At 74.4% G+C, this 3770-nt stretch carries 5 protein-coding genes; 3 read left to right on the forward strand and 2 right to left on the reverse strand.

The genetic code is table 11. The features are described 5' to 3' along the window. Window positions 1-27: 27 nt before the first annotated feature. The 3 genes from OO60_RS32535 to OO60_RS32545 all read left to right on the forward strand — a co-directional run bounded on the left by OO60_RS32535 (window position 28) and on the right by OO60_RS32545 (window position 2255). On the forward strand, window positions 28-492 hold the full coding sequence (locus OO60_RS32535; protein WP_003067410.1) for an SRPBCC family protein: 465 nt from the start codon (window positions 28-30) through the stop codon (window positions 490-492). A 6-nt stretch (window positions 493-498) separates the two neighbouring features. Continuing rightward, window positions 499-1278, forward strand: coding sequence for a MerR family transcriptional regulator (locus OO60_RS32540; protein WP_003067408.1), 780 nt, complete (start codon window positions 499-501; stop codon window positions 1276-1278). Between the two features lie 320 nt (window positions 1279-1598). Next, window positions 1599-2255: a lytic polysaccharide monooxygenase auxiliary activity family 9 protein gene (locus OO60_RS32545; protein WP_033262846.1), complete on the forward strand. Its 657-nt coding sequence runs from the start codon at window positions 1599-1601 to the stop codon at window positions 2253-2255. Window positions 2256-2315: 60 nt separating this feature from the next. On the opposite strand, the gene OO60_RS32550 is transcribed toward OO60_RS32545, so the two are convergent. After that, on the reverse strand, window positions 2316-3074 hold the full coding sequence (locus OO60_RS32550; protein WP_003067403.1) for a hypothetical protein: 759 nt from the start codon (window positions 3072-3074) through the stop codon (window positions 2316-2318). Between the two features lie 99 nt (window positions 3075-3173). Next, window positions 3174-3698, reverse strand: coding sequence for a CGNR zinc finger domain-containing protein (locus OO60_RS32555; RefSeq protein ID WP_003067401.1), 525 nt, complete (start codon window positions 3696-3698; stop codon window positions 3174-3176). Window positions 3699-3770: the final 72 nt, after the last annotated feature.

A 3770-nucleotide genomic window follows, 5' to 3' on the forward strand; every position in this document is an offset into this window, starting at 1 on the left:
CCGACCCCGAGGAAAGGACAGGCCGCGATGAGCACCGTCACCGAATCCGTCGACGTCGAGACCGACGTCACCACCGCCTACAACCAGTGGACGCAGTTCGAGTCGTTCCCGCGGTTCATGGAGGGCGTCGACGAGATCCGGCAGCTCGACGACACCCACACCCACTGGAAGATCAGCGTGGGCGGGCAGACCCGGGAGTTCGACGCCACGATCACCGAGCAGCACCCGGACGAGCGCGTCGCCTGGAAGTCGGACTCCGGGCCGACGCACGCGGGCGTCGTCACGTTCCACCGCCTCGACGACCGGCACACCCGGGTCACCGCGCAGCTCGACATCGACCCGGACGGCTTCGTCGAGAACGCCGCCGACAAGCTGGGCATCCTCGACCGCCGCGTCAAGGGCGACCTCGGCCGGTTCAAGACGTTCATCGAGGAGCGCGGTGGCCAGGAGACCGGCGCCTGGCGCGGGAACGTCGACCGCCCCGGGAACTGACAGCCGGTGGACCGGCCCGCACCCGCCCCCGCCGGCACCTGGACGGCGGGGGCGGTCGCGCGGATGCTGGGCCTGCCCGCGTCCACGCTGCGGGCGTGGCACCGCCGGTACGGCCTCCCGCTGTCCGCGCCGCAGCCGGGCAGCCACCGCCGCTACGGGCGGGCGGACGTCGACGCGCTGCTGCGCATGAAGCACCTGATCGAGCAGGGGTTCAGCGCGGAAACCGCGGCCGCGCGGGCGTTCCACCCGGACAGCGGCACGGACGTGGGCACGCTGCTGACCGCCGTCCGGCGGCTGAAGCTCGACACCGCCGTGGCGCTCCTCGACGCGCACCTGCCCGCCCGCGGGGTCACCGGCACCTGGGACGGCCTCTGCCGCCCGGCGCTCGACGCCCTCTGCGGCCCGGACGCCGGGTGCATCGACCTGGTGCACGGGCTGTCCTGGGCGATCGCCGCGGCCCTGCACCGCATCCCGGCCCCGGCCGGGACGGCGCCGCCGGTGCTGCTGTCCTGTGTGGACGGTGAGCGGCACACGCTTCCCCTCGAAGCCCTGCGCGCGGCGTTGGCCGAGGAGGGCCGCGCGGCCCTGTTCCTCGGCGCTTCGGTACCGGAAATCGCGCTCCGGCACGCGATCGACCGGGTCCGGCCCGATGCCGTCGTGCTGTGGAGCACGCACCCGGCAGCTCCGCCGAGCGGGCTTCGGACGCGCCGGCTCGTCGTCGCCGGGCCCGGACGGCCGCCGGACAGCCTTCGCGAAGCCGTTTCGCTGCTGACCGCTGCGGACTGAGCCGCCGCTCGGCCTCGATCGCCGCGGTTCCGGACGCGGCTTTCCGGCCTCCGGTGGGGATTTTTCCGGATACACCCGGGCGGAGCAGCCGGCCTGGCCCGCGTTCACCGGGCGTCCGGCGGCCCGGACCCGATCGGGCGGCCCGGCACGCGCGGCCCTCCGCCGTTCAGGAACCGTTCAGTCCGGCTCCGTGCCGGAACCCGCTGTGCCGCAGGGGTTTCCGGAGATCACGGGGTGGCCGGTGCCGGGCGCCGCCACGTATGGTCGTCCGGCACGACCCCGGGAGCGCTCCCCGATCGGCCCCGACGAAGGAGGACAACGTGGTTCCCCGCACACCATTGCTCTCCCTGGTGGTCACGGCGGTGATCGCCGTGCTGCTGGGCGGCGTGCTCACCGGCGTCGCCGCCGCGCACGGGTCCGCCACCGACCCGCCGTCGCGCAACTACGGCTGCTGGAACCGCTGGGGCAGCGACTTCCAGAACCCCGCGATGGCGACCAAGGACCCGATGTGCTGGCAGGCGTGGCAGGCCGACCCGAACGCGATGTGGAACTGGAACGGGCTCTACCGCGAAGGCGTCAAGGGCAACCACCAGGGCGCGATCCCGGACGGCACGCTGTGCAGCGGCGGCCGCACCCAGGCGCCCCGCTACAACGCTCTCGACACGGTCGGCGCGTGGCAGACGGCGAACAAGGACAACCGGTTCACCCTCACCGTCACCGACCAGGCCCACCACGGCGCCGACTACCTGCTGGTGTACCTCACCAAGCAGGGCTTCGACCCCGCGACCCGGCCGCTGGGCTGGGGCAACCTGGAACTGGTCGCCCGGACGGGCCGCTACGCGCCCGCGGGGCAGTACCAGGTCGCGGTCGACGCGGGCACCCGGACCGGGCGGCACGTCGTCTACACCATCTGGCAGGCGAGCCACCTCGACCAGTCGTACTACTTCTGCAGCGACGTGACCTTCTCCGGCCGCTGACCGCGCGCACGGCGGTGCCCGCACCCGTGATCACCTCGGGTGCGGGCACCGGGACCCGGGCTAGTGGGCCTTGTGCTGACCGCGGCCCGCCGGGGCGCGGCCGTTCGCGCCGTCGGTCTTGGCCGCCTGCGTGGCCTTCTCGCCGGCCGCCGGGGGCTTCGGGGCCGCCGGCTTCTCCCCCGGCTTCGGCGCGAGCGTCTCGGCCGTCGCCGGCTTCGCGGCCGGCTTTTCCGACGGCAGCGGCGCCGCGGTCTCCGCCGGCTGCGTGGCCGGCTTCGGCGTGACCTCGTTCTCCGCCAACGGGTTCGACCGGCGGACCTTGGCCACCGCCACGACCGCCGCCGCCAGCGCGCCCAGCGCCAGCAGCCACGGCCAGCGCGTCCGCTTGGTGCGCTCGCCGCGGGCCACGCTCTTGGCTTCCTGCAGCGCCACCGCGAGGTCGCGCTTCGCCGTCGCCACCGTCTTGCGGCGGCGGCGGCCGGACTCGCCGGCCGAGCTCATCACCGTCGCGACCGCCTGCGCCGCCTTGCGACCGGGGTCGCGCAGCTTCGCCGCCCGGGCCAGCACCTCGTCGCGGGCCGCACCGGAGTGGGCCAGCACGTCGCGGCGGGACGACCGGGTGCTCTTGTCGAGGTCCTTGGTCGCCGCGCGGCCGACCTTCGCGAGTTCGTCCTTGCTCTCGGTCAGCTTCCGGTCGGTGATTTCGACCGCCCGCGCGGCCGCGGCCGCCCCCACCCGCGCGGCCTCCGCGGCGAGGTCCCGTACGCCGGCCGCCGCCGTCTTCACCGATCGCCCGACCGGGGCGTCGCCCTGGCTCATGTGATCACCTCTCACTCGTCCAGCAGGCATGGCCTGCTCAGCTCACACCTCTGGGCTACCCAGCGGCGGGCCGTCCGGAACCTCGGCCACCCATCGGCGTCACGAACCACCGCTGCGGCGCCGCCGGTAGTCCGCCGACTTGGCCTTCGTCCCGCAGGCGGTCATGTCGCACCACCGGCGCCGTCCGGCGTGGGAGGCGTCGAGGAACAACCGGCTGCAGTCCGGGTGGGCGCACTCGCGGATCCGCGCGGCGTGCGGGCCGGCGAGCAGGTCGATGGCGTCTCTCGCGAGGGTGGCCAGCGCCTGCCCGAGGTCACCGCGGTACTCGACCGTCGCGCCCGTCCAGTGCGGCACCAGCGGCGGCCGCGCGGCGAAGGCGTTCAGCTCCGCCCGGTCGGTGTCACGCCCGGTTTTCCGGCACAGGCGGTCGACGGTTTCGCGCAGGGTGACGGTCCGGCGGAGCCCGTCCTCGTCGACGGCGATGCCCGGCCCGAAGCCGGCCTCGGCCAGCCAGCGCGTGACGTCGGCAGGGGTTTTCAGCAGCTCACGCGGGTGCTCGCGGTGCCGGACCTGCAGCGTGGTGGTCAGGTCGAGACAGGGGCGGCCGCCGAGGAAGGAGAACACGTCACCATATTGACCGGTGACGCGGTCGCCTGCCAAGCTGGCGTCACCGGACAGTGGGGTGACGGAGGTGCG

The sequence above is a fragment of the Amycolatopsis vancoresmycina genome, assembly GCF_000716785.1.
GTDB classification, from domain to species: domain Bacteria; phylum Actinomycetota; class Actinomycetes; order Mycobacteriales; family Pseudonocardiaceae; genus Amycolatopsis; species Amycolatopsis vancoresmycina.